Genomic DNA, 23,079 nt, shown 5'->3' with positions numbered 1-23,079 from the left:
GAGGAATCCTTCAGGCCGGCACCTTCCGCGCGGCGCACAAGTGGGCCGCCAATGGTTCCGCCATATTCCGCCCCGTCGCGTCGTACAAGCCTCGCCAGGCCGGCATGGAGTTCACTTCGAGGACAAGAAGCTGCCCACCGGCCCCGCAGATGATGTCCACGCCGGCATAATCGGCGCCCACTGCGGCGGCGGCGCGCACCGCGAGATCCGCCAGCACCCCTTCGGGCGCCACCGGTACGCCGATGGCACCCTGGTGGATATTGGTGATCCAGGAGGTTCCCCGCCGGGCCATGGCCGCCACCGCCGTGCCACCGACGACGAACACGCGGAAATCCTCGTGCAGGGCGTCATCAGGGTCGTCGGGCCCGGTCTTGGCATGGGCGGCGGCCACGAAGTCCTGGAGGTAATAGACGCAGCCCACCTCCTCCTCGGGCGGCAGCGCGCCGCCGCGCGGCAGGCGGGCCAGGCCGCGGCCCTGGGCGCCGAACATGGGTTTCAGCACGCTGTCGCCGGGCGCGGAATCCACCAGCATCTGGGCGCCGGCGCGGTCCTCCAGCACCAGGGTGCGGGGGGTGGGCAGGCCGGCATGGGCGAGCAGGAAGGTGGTGGCGCTCTTGTCCACGCAGCGCTCGATGGCGCGGGCGTCGTTCATCACCGGCACGCCAAGCTCGCGCAGAGCGTGGAGCACGCCGAGCCGCAGCGTTACCTGCTCCAGCGTGCCATTGGGCACGGAGCGCACGAAACAGGCGGCGGGCAGCTCGTCACCGAAGCCGGGCAGTAGCAGGCCGTGGGCGGTTTCCCCCACGGCGAAGCCGCAGCTCTTCAGCGACACCACCTGCGCGGTGCGGCCCTGGGCGGTGATGGCGGACAGGAGCGAGCGGGTGTGCCAATCCACCCGCTCGGCGAAAATGAGAAGGTCGGACACCGGATCGCCTCACGCTCCGAACGAACGGGAGATGAGAACGGGGTCGAACCCGCCCGCGGTGAAGCTGGCGCCGTGCTCCACCGCCGTCACCGTGACGCGGGCCGGGGAGAACAGCAGTGGATCCACCTTGTAGAAATCGCATTCATAGCCGGCGAACACCTCGCCGAAGGGGCGGCCGTAATCACGCGAGGCGGAGGAGGGCAGGCGCTTGGCGAGGTCCTGCGCCGCCTCGATGGTGCCGCGCACGTAAAGCTGGACGTCGCCGCCATAGAGAACGGCATCGTTGGTGCGGCCCATGGCGGTGAGAAAATCCGGCGAGGGAGGCGCCACCGGCGCGCTGCCGACGCCGTCCACGATGTGATCGAGCGGGAAGTGGATGGCGTGGGCCTTGTGCAACGCCACCTCGAGCACCCGCGCCACGATCTGCACCGTTCCGGCGAGGGAGGACGTGGGCGTGAGGATGAGGGTGATCTTCTCCGGCGCCACGTTGGAGCGGGTGGCGATCTCGGCCACCACCGCCTCGGGCGGGACCACAGAGGTTTCTAGCACCAAGGTGGTATCGTGGCTCTGCTCACGGAAGCCGAGCTCGCCATAGAGCTCCTCCACCGCCGCCACAGCGCGGCCGGGGCCCGAGCCCAGGGCGAAGAAGTCGCCCGATGCCAGGCTCCAGCCCGCATACTGGCTGCCGAGGCAGGCGAGAACCGGATTGCAGGTGGAAACGCTCACCAGCGTGCCCCAGGGCGTGAAGCGGGAGCTGGGAACGAACGCCACTTTGCCCAGGCCGCCGAGGCAGATCTCGGCGATGCGCCGGCCCGCTTCGAGCCCACCGGGCATGTTGATGCCCGCATCGACGATGCGGCAGCCCAGCGGGCCGGGGGACATCGTGATGCGCAGGGCGTCCGCATCGGCGATAAGCGCATCCACGAGCGGGCGCACGCTGGCGGCGAGGCTCGGCTGGCGAAGGCCGGCGGTGGCGGGAGACTGGAGGTTCATGACCATCCCCATTGGAAGCCGGAACGCCGTTTCAGGTGAAGCGTGCCCGCTGGGGGCCTGGCCTGGAACGGTCCGAAAATGCCCCCGCGCGGCCGGTTGGGAAACCATGCCGCTGGCGGGCGGAAGATGACGCGCGAGAGGCCGCGGATGGGGTGCATCCGGCGGCCATCCATCAGGCCTTCAGCGTGCGGGCCAGCTCAAAGACCATCTTCAGATCGACGAAGAGCGGCTCTGTGGTCACGCGCATCTTCTTCAGGATCTCGTGCTGCACCGCATATTTCAGGTTGCCGATGGCGAGCGCGCCGATGCCCACCCCGTGGGGCAGCACGGCGGCGGCATCATGGGCGCCGATGCCGGCGATGCCGGCGGGCGGAACGGCGTTGACGTCGGCGGCCACCAGGAGCTGCTCGGCGGCCTGAAGGTGCGCGGGGGTGAGGATTTCGACGCCCGCCTTGCCGGTGGCCAGGATGACTTCCGCGGCCGGCACCAGCTTCGCCTTCTCCGGGTCCGTGACGGCGGCGGCGCAGGCCAGGTCGACGCCGAAGCGGCGCTTGAAGTCAGCGGCCTTGGCTTCCACAAGCTCGATCTCGCGGTGGCTCACCAGGGTGACCTTGGCGCCGGCCTCCGCCGCGATGACGGCGGCGATGGAGCCCACCACGCCGGTGGCACCGTAAATCTGTACCTTGGCGCCCCTCAGCCCGTCGGGCCGCACCTTCAGCAGCGCCTGCTCCACCTTGGCGATCATGGCGGCTGCGGTGGTGAAGGAGCCCGCCGGATCCGGGAAGATGGAGATCTCGAAGGGCGGGAAGATCGCCGCCTTCGCTTCCGCCGCCATATCGAGGGCAAGGGCCGCATCCTTGCCGCCGATGAACAGGCCGGTGCGCGGCGCCGCCTGGGGTGGGCGGGAAAACATCATGTCCTGCGTCAGGTCCCGCACTTCCTCCAGGGCGACCCGCGAATAGGGCGTGATCACCGTGTAGCCCGCGTCCACCGCCATGTTCACGTCGAACGGGCTGGCATGGTTGAGCGGGGTGATGATGTGCAGAATGGGGGCGGATTCCGCCATGGACGCAGCTCCGTGCAGAAGGGAAACATAAGCGGGTGGCCGCGCCTTTGACCGCTGAAGGGGCTTCATCGCTGAAGGTGATTCATCGGTCGCGACGCCGCGGTTGTTTCCCCGCACGCAATCATTACGGTTCGACTTTTGACTGAAGGCCGCCCATTGCGCAAGGGTCTTTATGGGCGGCCCGATCTACCTTCGCGCCGCAAGATTTTGCTGCTTTGCGAAAGAAGGCGCGCGTTCAGAACGTTGCCTTCAGGCCGGCATAGGCGGACAGCGGCTGGCCGAGGGTCTGCATCTGCGGATTGCTGAGCCCGAGATAGGCCGTGTCGAAATAGGTGCCGTAAGTGGCGTAGGACTCGTTGAACAGATTATTGATGAGCCCGAAGATCTGCACGTTCTGCGTCACCTGGTAGGTGGTGCGGATATTGGCGACCCAATAGCCCGGCAGCTTGGCGTTCTGGTTCGCCTCGTCGCCCACATAGTATTGGCTCGACGCGGCGATGATGTCGCCGCCCACCATCCACTTGGGGGTAATCATGTAGTCGGCGCCGACCTTCAGCGTCTGCTGGGGAATGCCCGGCATGGTGTCGCCGGATGTCACATACACCTCGCCGTCCACGGCGCGGGGATTGTTGGGCGAGGCGAGCCAGCCGTTGAACTGGAAGGTGGCGTCGATATAGGCGTAGTTGGCGTAGAGCTTCCACGGCCCGTTGATGTACTGGAACCCGGCCTCGAAGCCCTGGCGGCGGGTGGAAGGCACGTTGGTGTAGTAGCCGTAGCCGGTCTGCTCGCTGGCGAGGGCGATGATGTCGTCGTCGCTGTCCACCCGGTAGATGCCGAGCTTCCAGTTGATGTCGCCGTCGAACAGCTTGCCGCTGCCGCGCAGGCCCGCCTCATAGGTGTGCGACACCACCTGCTCCAGCGGCGGGTCGGCCACCAGCGAGTTTTCCAGCATGCACGGGCGATTGGGGTCGGCGCAGTTCAGCTCCAGCGGGGTCGGGGCGCGGTTGGATTCCGAATAGCCCACATAGGCGGTGGAGTTGGGCGTGAGCTTGTAGGTGATGCCCACCAGCGGATTGATGCGCGAGAAGGTGTAGTCGCCGTTGAGCTGAGGCGAGGTGCCGGTGACATCGTTCATACTGATGTCGGCGATATTGAGCCGCGCGCCAATGGTGAGGGTGGCGCGGTCGGTCATGTCGAAGGCGTTGGTGGCGTAGAGGCCGTAATAGGTGGTGGTCGCGTCCAGGTTCACCGGGGTGTAGAAGGCCTGGTATTCCTCAGGCAGCGCGTAATTGGGCAGGTTGGTGAGGTAGATGCCGGTGCCCGCCACCCCAAGCGTCGCCAGGTTGGTGATGCCGAGCTCGGTGCTCGACTTGAAATTGACCGTGCTGTGGTCGACGCTGCCGCCGACGACGAAATAGTTGTCGTGGCCGAGCAGCTTATCGGTGCTCACCGCCTGCACGGAGCCGCCGGCGGTGGTGGTGTCGGTCCAGGTGCGATTGATCACCCCATAGAGCGCGCTATCCGGCAGGTCGGCGAAGGGAATGGTGCTGCCGTTCTGGCTATAGAGCACCATCTGGCTGCGGAAGGCGGCGTACATGGGGTTCGTGGCCGGCGTGCCGCCGCCGGGCGGGCCGTTGAAGTCGTCGGCGTCGAGGCACATCTTCGTGTCGCCGACCGTGGGGTTCCAGGTGTTGGAGCACTCGTCGAGCTCGGCGTCGTTGCCGTCCACATGGGCTTGCTTGAACCGCCGCACATACGCATTGCCCTGGAGCTGCCAGGTGTCGGTCAGGTCATAGCGGCCGTTGAGGGCCAGAAGGCCCATCTTATTGTCGGTGGTCTGCGGCCATGTGTAGACGGAGGTGTCGTCCACCGCCAGCATCTCGACCGGGGTGGGGCCCACCACGCCGAGGGAGTTGCTGGCGCCGGAGGCGATGAGGTGCACTTCCGCCTTGTCGCCCTTCCAGCCGAAATCGGTGTAGATGCGCGCCAGTTCCGAGGGGGAATGCTGGCGCCAGCCGTCATCGCGCACCGCGTCGGCGGCGATGTAGAAGCCGAAGCCGTCCTTCTCGCCGCCATATTGCAGCGAGCCGCCGATCTGCCCGAACGAGCCGCCCTGCAGGGACCCCTCGAAGCCGTGGAAGTTGAAGCCGTTCTTCATCTGGAGCGAGACGGCGCCGCCCAAAGCATTGAGGCCGAACACCGGATTGTTGGAGAATACGTCCGCCTGGTTGATGGCGACCTCGGGAATGAGGTCCCAGTTCACCGTGTCGCCGAAGGCTTCGTTCACGCGGATGCCGTTCTGGTAGACGGCGATGCCCTGGGGGGTGCCCTGGAGCGGAGAGGCGGCAAAGCCCCGGAAGCGGAAGTCCTGGAAGAAGGCGTTGCCCTGCACGTCGGTGGTGTTGGCGCTGGGCGTGTACTGGAACAGGGCGTCGGTGGTGGAGAAGGAGAACAGCCGGTTGAACTGCTCCGAGGAGATGACCGTCACCGCGCCCGGCACCTTGTCGGCGTCGATGCCGGTGCCCGAGAGGGGCGTGGTGTCCACCACGTTCACCGTGGGCAGGTCGATGGTGCTTTCAGCCGCGGCCGGGGCGGATTGCGCGGCGGCAGGCGCCGCCATCATCAGGGCTGCCGGCAGCGCCGCTCCCGCAAGGCCGAGGGCCACCGCAATGGCGTGCCAGGACGTTTCCCCCCTCATGTCGGTGCGCTCCCCCTGTCGCTTCCTCGTACCCCGCTTTGTTCGCCGCATGGCGCCGGGGGCATGTTCGTGGTGAGGTCGGCCCATTGATCATGGTGTCCGAAAACCTCTTGTTGCGGAAACATAGGGAAACATCGGTGTCAGTCAATATTTGGCATTCATAAGAGGGTTTTCGGATTTCTAAGAGAAAGATGAGAGTCCCGCCATTCTGGACAGTGGCTGTAAAACTCTTCAGACTGCCGCCATCAATCCAGCCCGTCCCGGCTTGTGGGTGGGAATGGAACAAGAATGAAGGGGAGGCTCGATGCTCACGCGCCGCGCAATGCTGGCGGTCATGGGGGGTGCGCTCCAGGCCGGCTTGGTAATGGGCGGTGCGCGTGCGGCGGAGCAGTCCATTCGTCTCAGCATTCTCCAGTTCGGCACCGCGGCGTGGGAGCTCGCCGCCATGGCGGCGCTCGGCTTCGATGCCGCCCATGGCCTGGTTCTGGAAACACGCCGCGCTGCGAACAATGATGCCGGTCGGCTGGCCTTTCTGGCCGGGGCGGTGGATGGCGTGGTCAGCGACCTGTTGTGGGCGGCGCGGTTGAAGGCGGAGGGGCGGGATCTCGTCTACCTGCCCTTCTCGGCGGCGGAGGGGGCTGTCATGGTGCCGGCCGGCTCGGCGCTGAAGGGCCTGACCGATCTCGCGGGTGTGCGCCTTGGAGTTGCCGGCGGGCCGCTCGACAAGAGCTGGCTGCTGCTGCAGGCCGAGGCGCGGCGTAGTGCCGACCTGGATCTGGCCCGCTCCGCGCGCCTTTCCTTTGGCGCTCCCCCATTGCTGGCGGCCAAGCTGGAGCAGGGGGAGCTTGATGCGGCCCTGCTCTATTGGACCTTCGGGGCGCGGCTGGAGGCCAAGGGCTTCCGGCGCCTCGTCACCATGGACGCGGTCCTGGCGGCACTCGGCATCACGCCGCCGCCGGCCCTGGTGGGCTATGTGTTCCATGGCGCCTTCGCGCGCCAGCGCCCGGCGGTGCTGGCCGCTTTCGCCGCAGCCTCGCGCGAGACCAAGGCGGCACTGGCGGGCGCGGGCCCCGCGGCCGAAAAGGGATGGGCCGCCGCCCGAGCGGTGATGGCGGCCGGCGACGAGGCCACCTTCGAGGCCCTGCGGCGCGGCTTCATCGCCGGTATTCCCCGCCAGCCGGTGGCGGCGGAAGCGGCTGCCGCGACACGGCTCGTGTCGGTACTCGCGGCGCAGGGGGGCAGCGAGCTCATCGGACCGCTGCGCGCACTGCCGGACGATTTCTATTGGCCGCGTGGAGACGGCGCATTGTGACGCGCGCGCTGGCTGTCCGCATTGCCGTGAAGGCATTGTCCCTGGCCGTTCTCGTGGCGGCGTGGCAGGTTGCCTCCGCATTCGCCCACAGCCCGGCGCTGCCGCAGCCTCTGGCGGTGCTCGCCTTCGTGACGCGGGAGGCGGTGAGTGGCGATCTCCTCTTCAATCTCGGGGCCACGCTGGCGCGGGTGGCGGCGGCGTTCGTCATCGCCATGGCGGTGGGTGTGGCGCTGGGCATCGCCTTCGGCCGGCGCCGGGGGCTCGATCAGGCATTCGACCCCTGGCTGGTGCTGCTGCTCAACACGCCGGCGCTGGTGGTCACCGTGCTGTGTTACATCTGGCTGGGACTGACCGAGGCGGCGGCCGTGCTCGCGGTGGCGCTCAACAAGATCCCCAACGTCACGGTATTGCTGCGGGAGGGCACGCGCGCCCTTTCGCCGGATCTCGACGAGATGGCGAGCGCTTTTCGCCTGTCCTTCTGGGACCGGATGCGCCATGTGGTGCTGCCTCAGCTCGAGCCTTATGTGGCCGGCGCGGCGCGCTCGGGCCTCGCTCTGGTGTGGAAGATCGTGCTGGTGGTGGAGCTGCTCGGGCGGCCGAACGGGGTGGGCTATGCCATCTCCGTCTATTTCCAGCTGTTCGATGTCACTGCCGTGCTCGGCTATTCCCTCGCCTTCATGGCCGTGATGCTGGCCGTGGAATACTTTGTGCTGCAACCGTTTGAAGCCCATGCCCGCCGCTGGCGCCCCGCTACTCATTGACGCCCACATCGCCTCCAAACGCCACACCAGCGCCGATGGCACCGCCGTCGAAGTGGTGAGGGGGCTGGACCTGCGCCTGGCGCGTGGTGAGTTCGTGTGCCTGATCGGCCCTTCGGGCTGTGGCAAGACCACCAGCCTGCGCATCCTCACCGGGCTCGACCGGCACTTTGAGGGGCGGGTGACGCCCGATCCGAAAGGCCTCGCCATCGGCATCGTGTTTCAGGAGCCGCGTTTGTTGCCCTGGCGCACGGTGGAGGAGAACATCCGCCTCACCTTGCCCAAGCCGCTGCGGCGGCAGGGGCTTGGCCCGATTCTGGAGGCTTTCGGTCTCGCTGCCCATGCCGCGAGCTATCCTGGCGCCTTGTCCCTGGGGCTGGCGCGGCGGGTGGCGCTGGCGCGGGCGGTGGCCGGGCGGCCCGAGCTGCTGGTGCTGGACGAGCCCTTCGTGTCGCTGGATGCACGCGCCGCATCGGAGCTGCGCCGCCACGTGCTGCTGGCCGCGCAGGAGACCGGCGCGGCGGTGCTGATGGTGACCCACGATGTGCGGGAGGCGCTGGCGCTTGCGGATCGGCTGGTGCTGCTGGGCGAACACCCCGCCCGCGCCGTGGGCGAGCAAGTGCTGGACCGGCCACGCGAGCTGCGCACGCCGGAGTGGATCGAACAGCAGCGCGCCGCGCTGGCGGAGCTCCACCCGATGCTGAAAGGGGCATAGCGGCCGCATTCGCAACGGTGTGGATACCGGGTCTGCCCGCCGATGCGCCGACGGCTAGGAGCCATGGAGGCCGCTTGCGCAGCCACAGGCCTGAAAACGCGCTGGCGCGGGCACCCCGCATCCGCCAGCATGACCCGCGCCGACCGCGCCCGGCCCGCCCGACCTTCGGTGGGGGCGGGGACACAAAAGCGGCGGCGCCAGGACGGGAGGAAACCATGGCGGGTGTGATGCCGCGGCGCGCGGCAAACTTCATTCTATTGCTCATGTCGTTGCTCACGGCTCTCTGGGCGCTGTCCGCAGCCGGCGCGCGGGCGGCGGTGCAGCAGACGGCGGACGTGCCGCTTTCGGTGGTGGAGGTGGCGCCCGGGGTGTTCGTGCATCAGGCGCCCTATGCCCTCGCGCTGCCGCGCAATCTGGGCTTTGTCGGCAATGCCGGCTTCATCATCGGCCGCGACGCGGTGGCGGTGGTGGACACGGGCGGATCGTTCAAGGCAGGCGAGGCACTGAAGGCGGCGATCCGCGCCCGTACCGATTTGCCGATTCGCTATGTCATCAATACCCACATGCACCCCGACCACGTGCTGGGCGATGCCGCCTTCGTGGGCCCCGGCGTGACCTTCATCGGCCATCACAATCTGCCCGAAGCCCTTGCCGCGCGGGCGGAAAGCTATCTGGAGGCAACCCGCAGGCTGGTGGGCGAGGAGGGGGCTGCCGGCACCCGCGTGGTGCTGCCGGACGAGACCGTCACCAAGCCCATGACCATCGATCTGGGTGCGCGGCCCTTGCTGCTGGAGGCCTGGCCCACCGCCCACACCGCCACCGACCTCACCGTGTTCGACGAGACCACAGGCACCTGGTTCCTCGGTGACCTGCTCTTTCTCGGCCATGTGCCGGCGCTGGATGGCAAGGCGCTCGGCTGGATCGCGCTGCTCGACGAGCTGAAGCGGCGCCCGGCGGCGCGGGTGGTGCCCGGACATGGCCCAGCCTCCCAGCCCTGGCCGCAGGCGGCCGAGCCGACCGAGCGCTATCTCCACCGGCTGGTGGCCGATGTGCGACGGCTGGTGCGCGACGGCGGAACCATGAGCGATGCCGCACGCTCGGCCGGCCGCGCGGAGGCGCCGGACTGGGAGCTGTTCGACGATTTCAACGCCCGCAACGCCACCGCCGCTTTTCATGAGCTGGAGTGGGAGTGAGGGCGCTCGGGCTGACCTCGGGGAGCTGGAGCGGGGCTTTTTGCGCTGCGGTAGAAGAAAAGAAGTTTACTTCGCAGGTGCAATATAGAAGGAGCCTATCGCTCCACAATTGGTGTATTGCGTCCGAGAGGAACTTTGCTTACGTTCCTCACAGCTTCGGCTTCAACGGTACCGCGCGGGGAACGCGGTATTGATTCGCAGGCCTGCGGGACACCTTGTGACCGCAAGGCTTCAGGGCATCACGCCGGTCGTGACACGCTGCCGAAGTAGATGGAGTCCCCCAAAGGCGAAAACAACGCTCAGTGCGTTACCCGTTCCACGTTATGTGGCCGCGGGCGCGCATCCATCGGAGGAAACCCAGATGAGGCGAGTTGTGATGGTGACCGCCGTGGCGGCGTGCAGCGCTTTTTTCGGCGCGCGGGCCATGGCCAATGAAGGCGTCCTGAAGCTGACGCAGGACCCGAACCAGTGGGTGCTGCAGACGGGTGATTATGCCAACACCCGCCATTCCAAGCTGAAGCAGATCAATGCCGACAACGTCGGCAAGCTGCAGGCGGCGTGGACCTTCTCCACCGGCGTGCTGCGCGGCCACGAGGGCTCGCCGCTGGTGGTGGGTGACACGATGTACGTGCACACGCCCTTCCCGAATATCGTCTATGCCCTTGATCTCAATAATGAAGGGCGGATCATCTGGAAGTATGAGCCCAAGCAGGATCCGAACGTCATTCCGGTGATGTGCTGCGACACGGTCAATCGCGGCCTGGCTTATGCCGACGGCAAGATCTTCCTTCACCAGGCCGACACCAAGGTGGTGGCGCTCGACGCCAAGACCGGCAAGGTGCTGTGGTCGGCCGTGAACGGCGACCCGAAGAAGGGCGAGACCAACACCGCCACCGTGATGCCGGTGGGCGACAAGCTGCTGGTGGGCATTTCGGGCGGCGAGTTCGGCGTGCGCTGCCACATGACCGCCTATGACATGAACAGCGGCAAGCAGGTCTGGCGCGCCTATTCGATGGGCCCGGACAATGAAATTCTGTTCGACCCCGAGAAGACCACGTCCCTCGGCAAGCCGGTGGGCAAGGATTCGTCCCTGAAGACCTGGCAGGGCGACCAGTGGAAGATCGGCGGCGGTTGCACCTGGGGCTGGTATTCTTACGATCCGGACACCAAGACCGTCTATTACGGCTCCGGCAATCCTTCCACCTGGAACCCGGCGCAGCGCCCCGGCGACAACAAGTGGTCCATGACCATTTTCGCCCGCGATGCCGACAGCGGCATGGCCAAGTGGGTCTACCAGATGACGCCCCACGACCAGTGGGACTATGACGGCATCAACGAGATGATCCTCGTCGACCAGGAGATCGACGGCAAGAAGCGCCCGCTCCTCGTTCACTTCGACCGCAATGGTTTCGCCTACACGCTCGATCGCAAGACCGGCGAAGTGTTGCTGGCCGAGAAGTATGATCCGGCGGTGAACTGGGCCACCAAGGTGGATCTGGACAAGAACAGCCCGACCTATGGTCGTCCGCTGGTGGTCGAGAAATATTCGACCCAGGCCAATGGCGAGGACGTGAACACCACCGGCGTGTGCCCGGCGGCACTCGGCACCAAGGACCAGCAGCCCGCCTCCTTCTCGCCCCAGACCGGCCTGTTCTATGTGCCCACCAACCATGTGTGCATGGACTATGAGCCCTTCCATGTGAGCTACACGCCCGGCCAGCCTTATGTCGGCGCCACGCTCTCCATGTTCCCGGCTCCGAACAGCCATGGCGGCATGGGCAACTTCATCGCGTGGGACGCCCGTAAGGGCAAGATCGTGTGGTCCAACCCCGAGCAGTTCTCGGTGTGGTCCGGCGCTCTGTCCACCGATGGCGGCATCGTCTTCTACGGCACGCTTGAAGGCTACCTGAAGGCGGTGGACGCCAAGACCGGTAAGGAACTGTACCGGTTCAAGACCCCCTCGGGCATCATCGGCAACGTGATGACCTACACCCACAAGGGCAAGCAGTACGTGGCGGTGCTCTCGGGCGTCGGCGGCTGGGCGGGCATCGGCCTGGCGGCCGGCCTGACCGATCCCAATGCGGGTCTGGGCGCGGTGGGCGGCTATTCCGCCCTCAGCAACTATACCGCACTTGGCGGCCAGCTCACGGTGTTCGCGCTGCCGGATTGATCCGGCAGGCAATCCCCGAGCCTTGGCTCGACGCCGGCACGGCTCCCTCCCGTGCCGGCGTCTCTCGAGATCGTCTGAAGGCGCAGGCTCCTTGAGCCCCTAGACGTGGCCCAGCGCCGCGATCGGGAGCCTGCACCTCGTCCCCGTCTTCGTGCCTGGAGAGAGCGTGTGTTTTCCTCTGCCCTTATGAAGCGCGCCGGCGCACTTGCCATTGCCGCGGCCCTGCTGCCGCTCAGCGCCGCTGTCGCGCCCTCGCCGTCCTTTGCCGAAACCCAGACTTTCAGCAAGCAGGGTGATCCCACCCCCGTGAAGGATGAGGACGGCAAGTATTTCGACAAGAACGGCGCCCCGACCTACAAGATTCAGCCGGATGGAACCGTGGATTGGTTCACCTATTCCGGCTACCGCCGGTACCACGCCGAATGCCACGTTTGCCATGGCCCGGACGGCATGGGGTCCACCTATGCGCCGGCCCTCATCGACTCGCTGAAGACCCTCGATTTCGATCACTTCCAGGAAGTGGTGGTGGGCGGCCGGCAAAACGTGGGAGGTGGCAATGAGAAGGTCATGCCGTCCTTTGGACTCAACAAGAACGTCATGTGCTACCTCGACGACATCTATGTCTATCTGCGTGCCCGCTCCGACGGCGCCCTTGGACGCGCCCGCCCCGCCAAGCGCGAGAACAAGTCTCCGGCGACCGCTGAAGCCGAGAAGGCCTGCCTCGGCGAGTGAGGGGTTCGCCCATCTCATCGCCTCCCTGGGCACGGCGGGGCTTGCGGCCATCCTGTTGCTGAGCTCGACGGGGGCCAACGGCCAGACCATTCCCAGCTCGGTGTCGGCGGACGCATTGCGAGTGTGCGCCGACCCCGCCAACATGCCCTTCACCAACCGCAAGGGGGAGGGCTTCGAAAACCGTATCGCCGAGATCGTGGCGGACGAGCTCAAGGTTCCCGTGCGCTATTACTACATGCCGCAGGGGCCCGGCTTCGTGCGCAACAGTCTCGGCAAACGGCTGTGTGATGTGGTGATCGGCTATGCCGCCGGGGCTGACCCCGTGTTGCATACGAACCCCTATTACGAGTCCGTCTATACGCTCGTGGTGAAGGCCGGAGGGCCGCTCGACGGCGTGGACCGGCTGTCCGATCCCCGCGTGAAGAGCGCGCGCCTCGGGCTGGTGGCCGGCACGCCGCCGGCGGACCACCTGCTGGAGCTGGGGCTGCTCGGTTCCGCCAAGACCTATTCGCTTCTGGTGGATCGCCGGTTCGATTCCCCGCCGGAGCAGATGCTGGCCGACCTCGCGAAGGGTGACATCGACGGCGCGCTGTTGTGGGGGCCGACCGCCGGCTATTTCGCCGGTCAGGCGAGCGCGCCGTTCAAGGTGGTGCCGCTGGTGCATGAGGCGGAGCGGCCGCCGCTGGCCTATCGCATTACCATGGGTGTGCGGCCCACCGACCACGAGTGGAAGCAGACGCTGAACCAGGTGCTGCGCAAGCGCGCCGGTGACATTGAAGCGGTGCTGCTCAGCTACGGCGTGCCGCTGCTGGACGACGACGACCAGCTCATCACCGCCGCTGTGCCGGCCAAGGTCGGCGGAGGGAGTTCCGCCCAATGATCGGCCCGCGCGGGGGGGTGAAGGGAGGGGCACGGCGGCTTGCGGGCATGGGGCTACTCGCGGCCCTGGTGCTGCTCGGTCCTGGTGGCCCTGCGGCCCGCGGGGCGGAGCCGGCCCTCGACGCTGACCTGGCGGTGGCCGAGCCGTCCGATTATCGCTTCGAGCCCTATCGCGCGCCGACCCCGGCCACTCTCGCCGGCGCCCAGGTGCTCTCCACGGCCCAGGCGGAGGCCCTGTGGCGGGCGAAGGGGGCGGTGTTCGTGGATGTGCTGCCGCGCCCGCCGCGCCCCGCCAACCTGCCGGCGGGAACGCTGTGGCGCGATTTGCCCCACGACAGCATCCCCGGCTCGGCTTGGCTGCCCAATGTGGGCTTCGGCGCCCTTGATGGGGCAAGCCAGCGCTATTTCGAGGATGGACTGACGGCGCTGACGGGCGGCGATCGCCATCGGCTCGTGGTGTTGTTCTGCCTCAAGGATTGCTGGATGTCGTGGAACGCCGCCAAGCGTGCGCTTGCGGGCGGCTTTGACCGGGTCGCCTGGTTTCCCGAAGGCGTGGACGGCTGGAAGGCCGCCGGCCTGCCCCTGGAGCGGCTGGAGCCCTGGCAGCCGGGCCCCGCGCGGTAATTGCACCCCGAGGCTCCGATCGCGGTGGATCCATCATGGGCGTGTGCGCGTTCAGATCTCGAATGCTGCCGAGCGGCCGAAAGAGCCTCCGGCGCCAATGGGAGGATGGCATGATGGAAAACGTGTTGCGGCCGCGCCGTGCGTGGGGGCTGCCCCTCATCGCGTTGACGCTTCTGGCGGCGCCGGCGGCGCGGGCCGCCGAGGCCGATGGGCCCGCTGCGGTGGTCGAGCCGAAGGAGACGACGTGGAGCGCCATCGCGCCCGATGTTTTCCCCGAGCAGGTGGTGGGCGATGCCGAGGGGGTGGTGGCCTTGGCCGCGCCGACCCGGGCGGAGGATGCGGCGCTAGTGCCGCTCACGGTGTCCCTTTCCCTGCCGCCGGGTGATCCGCGCAGCTTCAAGGGGGTGACGGTCGTCATCGACGAAAATCCGTCGCCCGTGGCCGGTCGCTTCAGTTTTGGCGACGGGCAGAAGGATTTCGCCCTGTCGCTGCGCACGCGGGTGAATTCCTATTCCTATGTGCGGGCCATCGCGGAAACCAATGACGGCAAGCTGCATATGGCCAAGGCCTATGTGAAGGCGGCCGGTGGCTGCTCGGCCCCGGCCACCAAGGACACGGCCGACTCCATCGCCCATCTCGGCGACATCCGCTTCCGCTCGTTTGCGGACGCGGGCAAGAACGAGGCTCAGGTGCAGATCCGCCACCCCAATTTCTCGGGCCTGCAGATGGATGAGGCGACGCGCGGCTATACTCCGGCCTGGTTCGTCCGCGAGGTGAAGGTCACCCAGGGCGGTCACCTGCTGCTGGGCATGGAGGGCGGCATTTCCATCAGCGAGGACCCCACCTTCCGCTTCAGCTACAAGGCGTCCGCCGAGCCGGTGACGGTGCGGGCGGAAGATACGGAAGGAAAGGTCTTCACACGCACGTTCCCCGGCGGCGGAAGCTGAGCGGGGAGGAACGGCGCGCGGTCTTCAAGGCAAGGGGTCCGCAGATGGGCCCCTTTGCATATCGAGTGCTGCATGATGGCGGCGGAATGCCCGAAAGTAGTTGATATTATGCGCGTTTATTCCGCACACCGCCTGCTGTCGCGCCCGAGCGCGCTCTAAAGCCGCTCCTGGATCTGGCGGCCGATCTCGAACACGCGCTGTTCCAGCAGCACCGGCGTTTCGCAGACATAGGCCAGGGAGTGCGAGCGCTCCTCGAAGATGCGGGTATCCCAGTTCAGCTTCTCTTCCAGCTCCTTGGTCTCGCGGGTGTCGGCGGCCTCGGGGGAATCCTTGGCCTTGCTGAGGGCGTCGCCCTCCTCGCGCAGGCGTTCGGCCAGACGCTGCTGGCCGCGGGCGTAGCGGGTGATGCCACCGACGATCTTGCCGCGCTCCAGGCTGACGATCTCATAGACCCCGGCGAAAACCCGGACCAGGCGCGTTTTCGCCTCGGGCCCGGTTTCCTTGACGAACGCGTCGAGCAGGGGGGCCACCTGGTCGAGGGGCGTGCGGCGCGAGGCGAGCTTCACCGCCAGGGTGGCGGCGTCCTGGTCGTCGGTCCAGGGACCGGCGGAGGCAAGGTCGGGGCCGCTCCACACCGCGCCGAGGCTGATGTCCGGCGTGCGCCGCTGCGGGCAGGGCCAGTCCGGATCGCTCTTTGGCTGGGCCAACGTGGGGCCAGCCGCCGCCAGCAGCAGGGCGACGACGAGGGGGCCGCGGCATCGGCGATGGAGCAAGGACGGGAATGCGCTCTTCATGGCTGGCGAGCCTCCGGGCATGGCGCCTGAATGCGGAACATGGGGATTTTCACGATGCCTCGCCCTTGGGCCCGCCGCGCAGGCCCATCACACCCCGCCCGGGATCGTAGGCGATCACCGCGAGGGCAAAGAAGACGAGGGTGGTGCCCGCCACCACCGCGCACGCGACGGGGTTGAACGCCCCATAGAGCGCGAACCGGGCCAGCTCCACCGCGTGGGTGAAGGGGTTGATGAGGCAGGCCACATAGAGCGCCTCGCTGGCGTCGCGGACCCGCCACAGGGGGTAGAGGGCGGACGAGGCGAAGAACATGGGAAAGATGACGAAGTTCATCACGCTGGCGAAATTCTCCAGCTGCCGCACCAGCGAGGAGATGACGAGCCCGATGGCGCCCAGCATGAAGCCGGAAAGGATGAAGGCCGGCAGCGCCAGCACATAGCCATAAAGGGGAATCTCGACGCCCCACAGGAACGCCACGGCCAGGAACACATAGACCTGCACCAGCGACACCACGACCCCGGCGATGAGCTTAGAGAACAGCAGCCACCAGCGCGGAAACGGGCTCGTGAGCAACACGCGCATGGAGCCCACCTCCCGGTCGTAGACCATGGAGAGGGACGACTGCATGCCGTTGAACAGCTGGATCATCACCGCCAGGCCCGGCGTGACATAGACCTCGTACAGCACATAGGTGTCGTAGGGCGGGATGATGGAGATGCCGAGCGCGCTGCGGAAGCCGGCCGCGAAGATGAACAGCCACAAGAGCGGCCGCACCAGTGCCGACAGGAAGCGCTCCTTCTGCTGCACGAAGCGCAGCAGTTCCCGCCACACGATGCCGGAAAGGCAGATGGCATAGCCCCTGGCCCCGAGAGGTCGCAGCGGCGCGGCGAAAGGGCTGCCACTCATGCCGCCGCGTCCTCGTCGGGCTCGGTCAGAGCGCGGAACGCCGCTTCCAGGGAAGCGCTGCCCGCCGCCAGCGCCGCGGCCTCGCCGGCGGCGATGATACGGCCCTGGTGCAGCACATGGACCTGATCGGTGGCTTCGATTTCGTCGAAGATGTGGGTCGCCCACAGCACGGCGAGCCCCGTTTCCCGCACCAGCTCGCGCACCAGCGCCACGATGCCCCGCCGGGAGGCAAGGTCGAGGCCTACGGTGGCCTCGTCCAGCAACAGCAGGCGGGGCCGGTGCAGCAGGGCGCGGGCGATCTCGACCCGCCGGGCCTGACCGCCGGAGAGCGTGCGCACCTTGTCATTGCCGCGCTCCGCCAGCCCCACCAAAGCGAGCAGTTCGCTGATTCTCAGCGTCAGCGCCCGCCCCGCCAGCCCATGCAGGGCGGCGTGATAGGCGAGGTTCTGGCGTACCGTGAGATCAAGATCGAGGGTGCGATTCTGGAACACGACCCCCAGTTCTGACAGAGCAGCGGAGGGCGCGTGCGACAGATCGTGGCCGAAGATGCGCACCGCGCCGACCCGGCACGCATAAAGCCGCGTCACCAGGGAGAACAGGGTGGTCTTACCCGCCCCATTGGGGCCGAGCAGGGCCACGAAACGGCCCTGGGGCACCTCCAGCGACACGTCGTCCAGCGCCTTGCGGCGGCCGAAGCTGTGGCTCACGCCCGCGACCTGAAGCGCCGGAACCGGCCTCGTCTCATCCATGAGGGGATCTCTCCGGCTCGGCCTATTGCGGCGCCACCACGACGCCCCACGGGGCGCCGCCCACCTTGATGGACTTCACCACCTTGCGGTTCGGCACGTCGATGACGGAGACGTCGTTGGAATTGCCGTTGGTGGTGAAGAGCTGCTTCTCGTCGGGGGAGAAAGCCAGCTGCCACACCCTTTGGCCCACCAGCAGATAGTCCACCACCTCGAAGGTTTCGGCGTTCACCACGGCGACGTGATTGGCCGGGCCCAAGGCCACGAAGGCGGTCTTGCCGTCGGAAGTCACGCGCACGCCCACGGGCTGGATGGTCTCCTTCGAGATGCCGGGGATCTTGAAGGTGATCTTCTTGATGATCTGGAGGGTCGCCGGATCGATCACCGAGACCGAGCCGCCCACTTCCGCAGAGACGAACAGCTTCTTGCCGTCGCGGGTGAATTCGGCGAAGCGCGGGCGCGCGTCCACCAGCACGTTGGCGACGATCTTGAAGCTTTCGGTGTCGATGAAATGGGCCATGTTGGTGGTTTCGGAGGTGGCCACCAGGATCTTGCCGTCGGGGCTCACCGCCATGCCTTCCGGCTCGGTGCCCACCGGCACCTGGGCGATGACCTTGTTCTTCTCCACGTCGAGCACGGTGACCTGGTTGTCATCCTCATTGGCAATGTAGAGCGGGTTGCCCGAGGGGTGCAGGGCGAACAGCTCCGGGTCGGGGCCGGACTTGAGTTTGCGCAGCACCTTGAGGCTCACCGGGTCGATCACCTGCACCGAATGGTCGTCGCTGGCGCACAGATAGATGGCTTTGCCGTCCGGGCTCATGATGATGCCGCGCGGGCGGCGGCCCACCTTGGCGGTCTTGGTGACGGCGAGCGTGTCGGTGTCTATGGCGGTGATGGAATTGCCGCGCTCGTTGGAGACATAGGCCATGCCGGCCTCCGCCGCCCCGGCCGCGAACAGCGCGAGCGAGCCCGTCAGCACGGCGCAGAGGGCGCGCGGCGAGGGCAGCGGGCGAAAGGCGGTCATTTGGGTCCTCCCGGTCTTCGGCGCGTCTTGCGCGCGCCGTTGTAGCGTTGCGGGGCCGTTGGCGCGGCCCTGGAAAGCGTCAGCCTAGTTCAGGTGGCATTTGGATTCCGGCTCGTCGAAGCCGAGCGTGTCGAGGGGCGTGCGCTGGTGCAGGAAGCCGTCTTCCGGCGCCACGGAAACCACGCCCATGGGCTGGGCGATCAGGAGCGGCTGGCGCACCTGCTGGTCCCACGGGCGCACGGAAAGGGGCACGCCCTTGAAGGCGGCGATGCTGAAATCCGGTGAGCGCAGATAGGCCGCCATGGCGGCGGGATCGTCGCCCTTGGTGCGGGTCGCGGCCTCGCCCACCATGCGCACGGCGAGCCACGCCTGATAATCGGTGGGCCGCATGGTGCGATTGGTGCCGCGCAAGAAGCGGTTCTGAAGCTGGGCCGAACCCCAGGCGTCCTGCGCCTGATGCCAGGTGGAGGCCGTCAGCCCCTGGGTGCCCACCACCAGCCGCGGCTCGGCGGTGCGATAGGGAATGTAATTGCCGAAATCACCGGCTTCGTCCGCCACCACCAGCACGTCCGCATCGACGCCGCGGGTGAACACCAGCGCGTCGGATTTGGTGATGCTGTCGGAGCGCTCGCGGGCGAGGGGGCCAAAGGTCCAGGGCTTTTCCGCCACCACCTTCAGGCCGAATTTGCGGGCGGAGCGCTTCACCGCTTCCGCATAGGCCTTGTCGCCGGCATTGGGGCCCACCACCAGGAACAGGCGGTTCCAGCGCTTGCTGGCCAGGAACTGGGTGAGAGCATCGGCCAGCATGGCGCGGCTGGGCGCCACGTGGAACACATCCGCCCGGCACTGCTCGGCCCGCAGGCCGTCATCCAGCGCGCCCACATTGAACACGATGGCGCCCACCGGCTTCACCGCATCCGCCACGGCCAGCAGCTCGTCCGCCGGCAGGTTCACGATGAGGAGGCGATTGCCGCCTTGCACCAGCGCCTTGGCGGCGGCCACCGGGTCGTCGCCCTCGGCCAGGGAGGTGGTGTTCAAGGTGAAATGCTGGCCGGTGAAGGTGCCGGTGGAATTGTTGTCCTTGATGGCGAGGGCCGCGCCCGCCACCGCATCGTCCTCCGGCACGGCGGCCAGATCATAGAGCGGGGGCGGCGGCACCTCGCGGGTGAGGAGGCCGATGGGAACCTCCAGCACCGCCGGCGCGGCCGTGGCCGGATTGGAGGGCTGGGCCTGAGCCGTCTGAGCCGGCAGCGCGATTCCCGCCAGTGCCAGCCCCGCGACAGCCAGCCTCCCGACCGTCATGCCCGCGCGGGCCGCCGCCGTCGTGGCGGCGAGAAGCTGTGCGCGCAGGCTGGACATCAGATCATCACCATGCCGGTTCCATCTCGGGACGCAGATCTAGGCATCATCGCTCGCCGGGCGCAACCGGATATATCTAAGGAAAGAATAAGATGTTCCCATCTTGCCGCCGGGCGCTGGACTGTGACACGCTGCGCCGCGTTCAGGTGGATATGATGAAAAGCTCGACGCTTCTTGCCGCAACGGCACTGTTTCTCTTGCTCCCGGCCGCCGCGTCGGCGGCTGCGGTGAAGACGGCGATGTTCGGATTCGAGTTCTTCGACGACACACTGGACAAGCGCCCGCAGGTGCTGGCCGAGCAGGCTGAGCGGCTCCGCCTGGTTAATGCGGAGCTCCAGGCCCTTTTGGCGAAATCCGGCGACATGACCTTCGTGGATCTGACGCCGGAGGCGGCCCGGATCGCCGATCTTCAGCCCTTCTTCAAATGCAATGGCTGCGAGCGGGATATCGCCCGCGATGCCGGGGCGAAGCTTGAGGTGGTCGGGGTCATCCGCAAGATTTCCAGCCTCATCCTGTCGTTCGTGCTGGAGGTGCGTGAGACGGGGGAGGATGGTCGCGTCGTGCGCGCGGGGCAGGTGGATATTCGCGGCAATACGGACGAATCCTGGCTGCATGGCGTGCGTTATCTGGTGAAGAACCGCATCCTGGCGCCGGGACAGGTGCCGCTCGCCCCCTGATCATGGGGTGGCGCAAGAATAAGCGTTGCAATCGAAGTCGTTAGGGAAGGATACGCTTGATGAGACATGTTTTGACCGCCGCGCTCGCGGGCGCGCTGGTGCTGTCGCCGCTGGTGGCCGAGGCCCATGGTCCCACCCGCAAGAAGGTGACCGAGAGCGTGGAGATCAATGCGCCGGCGGCCAAGGTGTGGGCCGCCATCGGCAATTTCCAGGACATGAGCTGGCATCCTGCCATCACAGGCAGCACCGGTCAGGGCGGCAACGCCATCGACGCCACGCGCAAGCTCACGCTCACGGGCGGCGGTACCATCGACGAGGTGCTCTACAAATACGAGCCCGAGAAGATGAGCTATTCATACCGCATCAATGCCGTGGACGTGAAAGTCCTGCCGGTGACCAATTATTCTTCCACCATCACCGTGGAACCCATCGACGCCACCCACACCAAGGTCGAGTGGAAGGGCGCCTTCTATCGCGGCTATCCCAACAACGACCCGCCGCCGGAACTCAATGACGACGCGGCGGTGGCGGCCGTGACCGCCGTCTATCGCGGCGGGCTCGACGCGCTGAAGGCCAAGCTGGAGAAGGGGCCGTCGTGAGGCGGCTCGCGACCGGCCTGCCCATCGTCTTCGCCGCCGCGCTGCTTGTCGGCGCGGCGGCCCGGGCGGAGGAGGCCTTCGTGACGGAGCAGCCCGCCAACCGGGTGGCGGTGCTGGACCTTTCCGTGGCCGGCGCAGGCAAGGGCAGCGAGCGCAAGGCGCTCATGGCGCAGATTCCGGTGCCGGGCGAGCCGGCCGGCATCGCGGTCACCCGTGATGGGCGGCGCGCTTATGTGACGAGCCCGGAGGACAAGGCCGTTACCGTCATCGACGCGGCCAACCGCAAGGTGCTGGCCCGCTGGCCGGTGGGCGGAGGGCCACTGGGCATCGCCGTCGCGCCGGCGGGCGCGCCGGTATTCGTGGCGGACTGGTATGCCAGGCGCCTCCTGGTCATCGACCCCGATGCGCCGCAAACCCACCGCGAGGCAGAGACCGGCGCTTCGCCCTCCGGGGTGGCGGTGACGCCGGATGGGGCATTCGTGCTCACCGCGGATCGCGATGACGATACGGTTTCCGTGATCGAGACGACGGGCCTCAAGCGGGTGGCGGTGATTCCCGTCGGCACGCGGCCGTTCGGCGTCACCATCGATGCGGATGGGCGGCGCGCCTACACGGCCAATGTGGGGTCCAACGACGTGTCCATCATCGACCTTGCCGAGCGCAAGGTGGTGGCCACGGTGAAGGTGGGCGAGCGGCCCTATGGGGTTGCGCTGGCCCGCGGCCGTGCCTTCGTCACCAACCAGTATGGCGGCACGGTGAGTGTGTTCGACCTGGCCAGCCTGAAGGATCTGGGACGCATCGGCGTGGGTGATTATCCGGAGGGGATCGCCGCCAGCGGCGATGGCGGCCGGGTCTATGTGGCCAACTGGTTCGACAACTCGCTCTCGGTGATCGACACGGACAGCCTGAAAGAAGTCGCGACCCTGCCCTTGGGCGATGGGCCGCGCGCCTTCGGCGCCTTCATACGCCATGTGGACTGAGCGCGGGACCGGGGCGCGCGGACCGGCGGCGCGTGCGTGCGGCCCCAGTCTGCGCGGGCCGGCAGCGGCGCCCCAGGCCGGCGCCGCTGACCCCTCTCTTTCTCCATTCAAGGGGGAGCGGGGGAGCTTGTAGCCGGATCGTGCAGGAAACGAGTGCTGGAAGCCCCTATGGGCTGTAAGGGCGCGCCTTCCGCCGCCAACCTCGCACGCGCTTTGCCTCCGCCTCCGCCGCCCGCGCAAGCGCTGGCATTCTCGGCGGTCCAGAGCACTTTCTCCTAACGGATGTCGGCTCGCGCGCATAAAACGCGTGAACTCGACGAGCCAGAGCACGCCTTCAATCCCGTCAACAAGGAAAGGAGTTCGGAGCCATTGCCATTCGGCGTGGGTGGCGCGGCTTATACTGGACCACCCCGCGAGGTGTACCGGACGCTCCAGGTGTTCCGGGCCTTCCCGACGGCGCGGCGCCCTTCCCGCTTGCGGGGAAAGGGCGGTGAAGCATTGGTGTTATTGGCCCGGCGGCGAGGCAAAGGACAAGGCCTCGGAGCGCCAGGAACCCACGACGCGTTGAGGGTCCATCTGCTGCACCACCCGGGCCGTCCGGGTGGCTCCCTTCCTCGGGGCGTGGGAGCGTGAGCGCGCCCCTGGCCCAGCCTTGGGATGTGACGGTCCAGCGATCCCAGCCCGTGGTCTTGGGCCCGCCGCGCGGCACCGGTCTGCCTGAACGCACATCGCCGCCGACCCGTGAGGGTGGCGGCGATGGCTTTCGCGATGAGGTCAACGACCCAGGAAGATGGCGGCCAACCGCTGGAGCAGTCCCTTCGGCAGTGGCGAAGGCTCGCTCTGCCCAGGGTGGTCTCCTTCCTAGGCCTGGAAGGGATGCTTGACTGCGTCGCGCTTTTCGGTGGCTTCCTTTGCGGAGGGCTCACCCTTGACGGCGCGGGCGATGGCGAGCTTGGTGGCCTCGTAGTTGTAGGACTGGATCTT

General features: G+C 67.3%; 22 protein-coding genes. 12 read left to right on the top strand and 10 right to left on the bottom strand.

What is annotated here, in order from left to right:
- Positions 1 to 10: 10 nt before the first annotated feature.
- The 4 genes from L0966_RS14565 to L0966_RS14550 form a co-directional block, all read right to left on the bottom strand.
- Positions 11 to 925: a RimK family alpha-L-glutamate ligase gene (locus L0966_RS14565; protein WP_234052675.1), complete on the bottom strand. Its 915-nt coding sequence runs from the start codon at positions 923 to 925 to the stop codon at positions 11 to 13.
- 9 nt (positions 926 to 934) lie between these two features.
- Positions 935 to 1,918: a methenyltetrahydromethanopterin cyclohydrolase gene (gene mch / locus L0966_RS14560; RefSeq protein WP_234052674.1), complete on the bottom strand. Its 984-nt coding sequence runs from the start codon at positions 1,916 to 1,918 to the stop codon at positions 935 to 937.
- Positions 1,919 to 2,090: 172 nt separating this feature from the next.
- The gene (locus tag L0966_RS14555) at positions 2,091 to 2,984 is read right to left on the bottom strand and encodes an NAD(P)-dependent methylenetetrahydromethanopterin dehydrogenase (protein ID WP_234052673.1); all 894 of its coding nucleotides are present in this window, start codon (positions 2,982 to 2,984) and stop codon (positions 2,091 to 2,093) included.
- Positions 2,985 to 3,219: 235 nt separating this feature from the next.
- Positions 3,220 to 5,682 carry a TonB-dependent receptor gene (locus tag L0966_RS14550; protein WP_234052672.1) on the bottom strand — a complete coding sequence of 821 codons (2,463 nt, stop codon included), beginning with the start codon at positions 5,680 to 5,682 and terminating at the stop codon, positions 3,220 to 3,222.
- A gap of 304 nt (positions 5,683 to 5,986) precedes the next feature.
- Here L0966_RS14550 and L0966_RS14545 point away from each other — a divergent pair, with 304 nt between their 5' ends.
- From L0966_RS14545 to L0966_RS14505, 9 genes are all read left to right on the top strand, one after another.
- The gene (locus L0966_RS14545) at positions 5,987 to 6,994 is read left to right on the top strand and encodes an ABC transporter substrate-binding protein (protein ID WP_234052671.1); all 1,008 of its coding nucleotides are present in this window, start codon (positions 5,987 to 5,989) and stop codon (positions 6,992 to 6,994) included.
- Positions 6,991 to 7,755, top strand: coding sequence for an ABC transporter permease subunit (locus L0966_RS14540; protein WP_234052670.1), 765 nt, complete (start codon positions 6,991 to 6,993; stop codon positions 7,753 to 7,755). Before L0966_RS14545 ends, L0966_RS14540 begins: the two co-directional genes overlap by 4 nt.
- On the top strand, positions 7,724 to 8,467 hold the full coding sequence (locus tag L0966_RS14535) for an ABC transporter ATP-binding protein (protein ID WP_234052669.1): 744 nt from the start codon (positions 7,724 to 7,726) through the stop codon (positions 8,465 to 8,467). Before L0966_RS14540 ends, L0966_RS14535 begins: the two co-directional genes overlap by 32 nt.
- Positions 8,468 to 8,682: 215 nt before the next feature.
- On the top strand, positions 8,683 to 9,660 hold the full coding sequence (locus L0966_RS14530) for a quinoprotein relay system zinc metallohydrolase 2 (RefSeq protein WP_234052668.1): 978 nt from the start codon (positions 8,683 to 8,685) through the stop codon (positions 9,658 to 9,660).
- A 424-nt stretch (positions 9,661 to 10,084) separates the two neighbouring features.
- Positions 10,085 to 11,830, top strand: a complete 1,746-nt coding sequence (gene xoxF5, locus L0966_RS14525; RefSeq protein ID WP_370640758.1) for a lanthanide-dependent methanol dehydrogenase XoxF5 — start codon at positions 10,085 to 10,087, stop codon at positions 11,828 to 11,830.
- Between the two features lie 186 nt (positions 11,831 to 12,016).
- Positions 12,017 to 12,562: a c-type cytochrome, methanol metabolism-related gene (locus tag L0966_RS14520; protein WP_255684096.1), complete on the top strand. Its 546-nt coding sequence runs from the start codon at positions 12,017 to 12,019 to the stop codon at positions 12,560 to 12,562.
- 55 nt (positions 12,563 to 12,617) lie between these two features.
- Positions 12,618 to 13,442, top strand: coding sequence for a substrate-binding domain-containing protein (locus L0966_RS14515; protein ID WP_234052665.1), 825 nt, complete (start codon positions 12,618 to 12,620; stop codon positions 13,440 to 13,442).
- Positions 13,439 to 14,065: a PQQ-dependent catabolism-associated CXXCW motif protein gene (locus L0966_RS14510; protein WP_234052664.1), complete on the top strand. Its 627-nt coding sequence runs from the start codon at positions 13,439 to 13,441 to the stop codon at positions 14,063 to 14,065. The genes L0966_RS14515 and L0966_RS14510 overlap by 4 nt, the downstream gene beginning before the upstream one ends.
- 110 nt (positions 14,066 to 14,175) lie before the next feature.
- Positions 14,176 to 15,012, top strand: coding sequence for a quinoprotein dehydrogenase-associated SoxYZ-like carrier (locus L0966_RS14505; RefSeq protein ID WP_234052663.1), 837 nt, complete (start codon positions 14,176 to 14,178; stop codon positions 15,010 to 15,012).
- A 155-nt stretch (positions 15,013 to 15,167) separates the two neighbouring features.
- Here the strand turns inward: L0966_RS14505 and L0966_RS14500 are convergent, their stop codons facing one another.
- From L0966_RS14500 to L0966_RS14480, 5 genes are all read right to left on the bottom strand, one after another.
- On the bottom strand, positions 15,168 to 15,806 hold the full coding sequence (locus tag L0966_RS14500; RefSeq protein WP_234052662.1) for a hypothetical protein: 639 nt from the start codon (positions 15,804 to 15,806) through the stop codon (positions 15,168 to 15,170).
- Between the two features lie 49 nt (positions 15,807 to 15,855).
- Positions 15,856 to 16,710: an ABC transporter permease gene (locus L0966_RS14495; protein ID WP_234052661.1), complete on the bottom strand. Its 855-nt coding sequence runs from the start codon at positions 16,708 to 16,710 to the stop codon at positions 15,856 to 15,858.
- Positions 16,707 to 17,459 carry an ATP-binding cassette domain-containing protein gene (locus L0966_RS14490; RefSeq protein WP_234052660.1) on the bottom strand — a complete coding sequence of 251 codons (753 nt, stop codon included), beginning with the start codon at positions 17,457 to 17,459 and terminating at the stop codon, positions 16,707 to 16,709. The genes L0966_RS14495 and L0966_RS14490 overlap by 4 nt, the downstream gene beginning before the upstream one ends.
- Before the next feature lie 22 nt (positions 17,460 to 17,481).
- The gene (locus L0966_RS14485; RefSeq protein ID WP_234052659.1) at positions 17,482 to 18,480 is read right to left on the bottom strand and encodes a YVTN family beta-propeller repeat protein; all 999 of its coding nucleotides are present in this window, start codon (positions 18,478 to 18,480) and stop codon (positions 17,482 to 17,484) included.
- Between the two features lie 84 nt (positions 18,481 to 18,564).
- Complete coding sequence (locus L0966_RS14480; protein WP_370640759.1) at positions 18,565 to 19,782, bottom strand: ABC transporter substrate-binding protein; 1,218 nt, start codon at positions 19,780 to 19,782, stop codon at positions 18,565 to 18,567.
- A gap of 149 nt (positions 19,783 to 19,931) precedes the next feature.
- Between L0966_RS14480 and L0966_RS14475 the strand changes: the two genes are divergently transcribed.
- Genes L0966_RS14475 through L0966_RS14465 form a run of 3 tightly spaced genes read left to right on the top strand, consistent with a single transcriptional unit; the run spans position 19,932 to position 22,095 of the window.
- Positions 19,932 to 20,516: a DUF3280 domain-containing protein gene (locus tag L0966_RS14475; RefSeq protein ID WP_234052657.1), complete on the top strand. Its 585-nt coding sequence runs from the start codon at positions 19,932 to 19,934 to the stop codon at positions 20,514 to 20,516.
- Between the two features lie 59 nt (positions 20,517 to 20,575).
- Positions 20,576 to 21,115 carry an SRPBCC family protein gene (locus L0966_RS14470; protein WP_234052656.1) on the top strand — a complete coding sequence of 180 codons (540 nt, stop codon included), beginning with the start codon at positions 20,576 to 20,578 and terminating at the stop codon, positions 21,113 to 21,115.
- Entirely contained in the window at positions 21,112 to 22,095 is a 984-nt protein-coding gene (locus tag L0966_RS14465; protein ID WP_234052655.1) for a beta-propeller fold lactonase family protein, read from the top strand. The genes L0966_RS14470 and L0966_RS14465 overlap by 4 nt, the downstream gene beginning before the upstream one ends.
- 861 nt (positions 22,096 to 22,956) lie before the next feature.
- Here L0966_RS14465 and L0966_RS14460 read toward each other — a convergent pair.
- Positions 22,957 to 23,076: a formaldehyde-activating enzyme gene (locus L0966_RS14460; protein ID WP_370640761.1), complete on the bottom strand. Its 120-nt coding sequence runs from the start codon at positions 23,074 to 23,076 to the stop codon at positions 22,957 to 22,959.
- Between the last annotated feature and the right edge of the window lie 3 nt (positions 23,077 to 23,079).

The organism is Xanthobacter sp. NM-59 (assembly GCF_021401125.1).
Lineage (GTDB): Bacteria > Pseudomonadota > Alphaproteobacteria > Rhizobiales > Xanthobacteraceae > Xanthobacter.
This window is presented reverse-complemented; position numbering and strand designations above follow the sequence as displayed.

Bases quoted from the DNA above. Each gene is read 5' to 3' on its own strand.
- mch (WP_234052674.1), bottom strand. From the start codon at position 1,918: ATGAACCTCCAGTCTCCCGCCACCGCCGGCCTTCGCCAGCCGAGCCTC.
- L0966_RS14555 (WP_234052673.1), bottom strand. From the start codon at position 2,984: ATGGCGGAATCCGCCCCCATTCTGCACATCATCACCCCGCTCAACCAT.
- L0966_RS14550 (WP_234052672.1), bottom strand. From the start codon at position 5,682: ATGAGGGGGGAAACGTCCTGGCACGCCATTGCGGTGGCCCTCGGCCTT.
- L0966_RS14545 (WP_234052671.1), top strand. From the start codon at position 5,987: ATGCTCACGCGCCGCGCAATGCTGGCGGTCATGGGGGGTGCGCTCCAG.
- L0966_RS14535 (WP_234052669.1), top strand. From the start codon at position 7,724: ATGCCCGCCGCTGGCGCCCCGCTACTCATTGACGCCCACATCGCCTCC.
- L0966_RS14530 (WP_234052668.1), top strand. From the start codon at position 8,683: ATGGCGGGTGTGATGCCGCGGCGCGCGGCAAACTTCATTCTATTGCTC.
- xoxF5 (WP_370640758.1), top strand. From the start codon at position 10,085: ATGGCCAATGAAGGCGTCCTGAAGCTGACGCAGGACCCGAACCAGTGG.
- L0966_RS14520 (WP_255684096.1), top strand. From the start codon at position 12,017: ATGAAGCGCGCCGGCGCACTTGCCATTGCCGCGGCCCTGCTGCCGCTC.
- L0966_RS14510 (WP_234052664.1), top strand. From the start codon at position 13,439: ATGATCGGCCCGCGCGGGGGGGTGAAGGGAGGGGCACGGCGGCTTGCG.
- L0966_RS14505 (WP_234052663.1), top strand. From the start codon at position 14,176: ATGATGGAAAACGTGTTGCGGCCGCGCCGTGCGTGGGGGCTGCCCCTC.
- L0966_RS14500 (WP_234052662.1), bottom strand. From the start codon at position 15,806: ATGAAGAGCGCATTCCCGTCCTTGCTCCATCGCCGATGCCGCGGCCCC.
- L0966_RS14495 (WP_234052661.1), bottom strand. From the start codon at position 16,710: ATGAGTGGCAGCCCTTTCGCCGCGCCGCTGCGACCTCTCGGGGCCAGG.
- L0966_RS14490 (WP_234052660.1), bottom strand. From the start codon at position 17,459: ATGGATGAGACGAGGCCGGTTCCGGCGCTTCAGGTCGCGGGCGTGAGC.
- L0966_RS14485 (WP_234052659.1), bottom strand. From the start codon at position 18,480: ATGACCGCCTTTCGCCCGCTGCCCTCGCCGCGCGCCCTCTGCGCCGTG.
- L0966_RS14480 (WP_370640759.1), bottom strand. From the start codon at position 19,782: ATGACGGTCGGGAGGCTGGCTGTCGCGGGGCTGGCACTGGCGGGAATC.
- L0966_RS14475 (WP_234052657.1), top strand. From the start codon at position 19,932: ATGTTCCCATCTTGCCGCCGGGCGCTGGACTGTGACACGCTGCGCCGC.
- L0966_RS14470 (WP_234052656.1), top strand. From the start codon at position 20,576: ATGAGACATGTTTTGACCGCCGCGCTCGCGGGCGCGCTGGTGCTGTCG.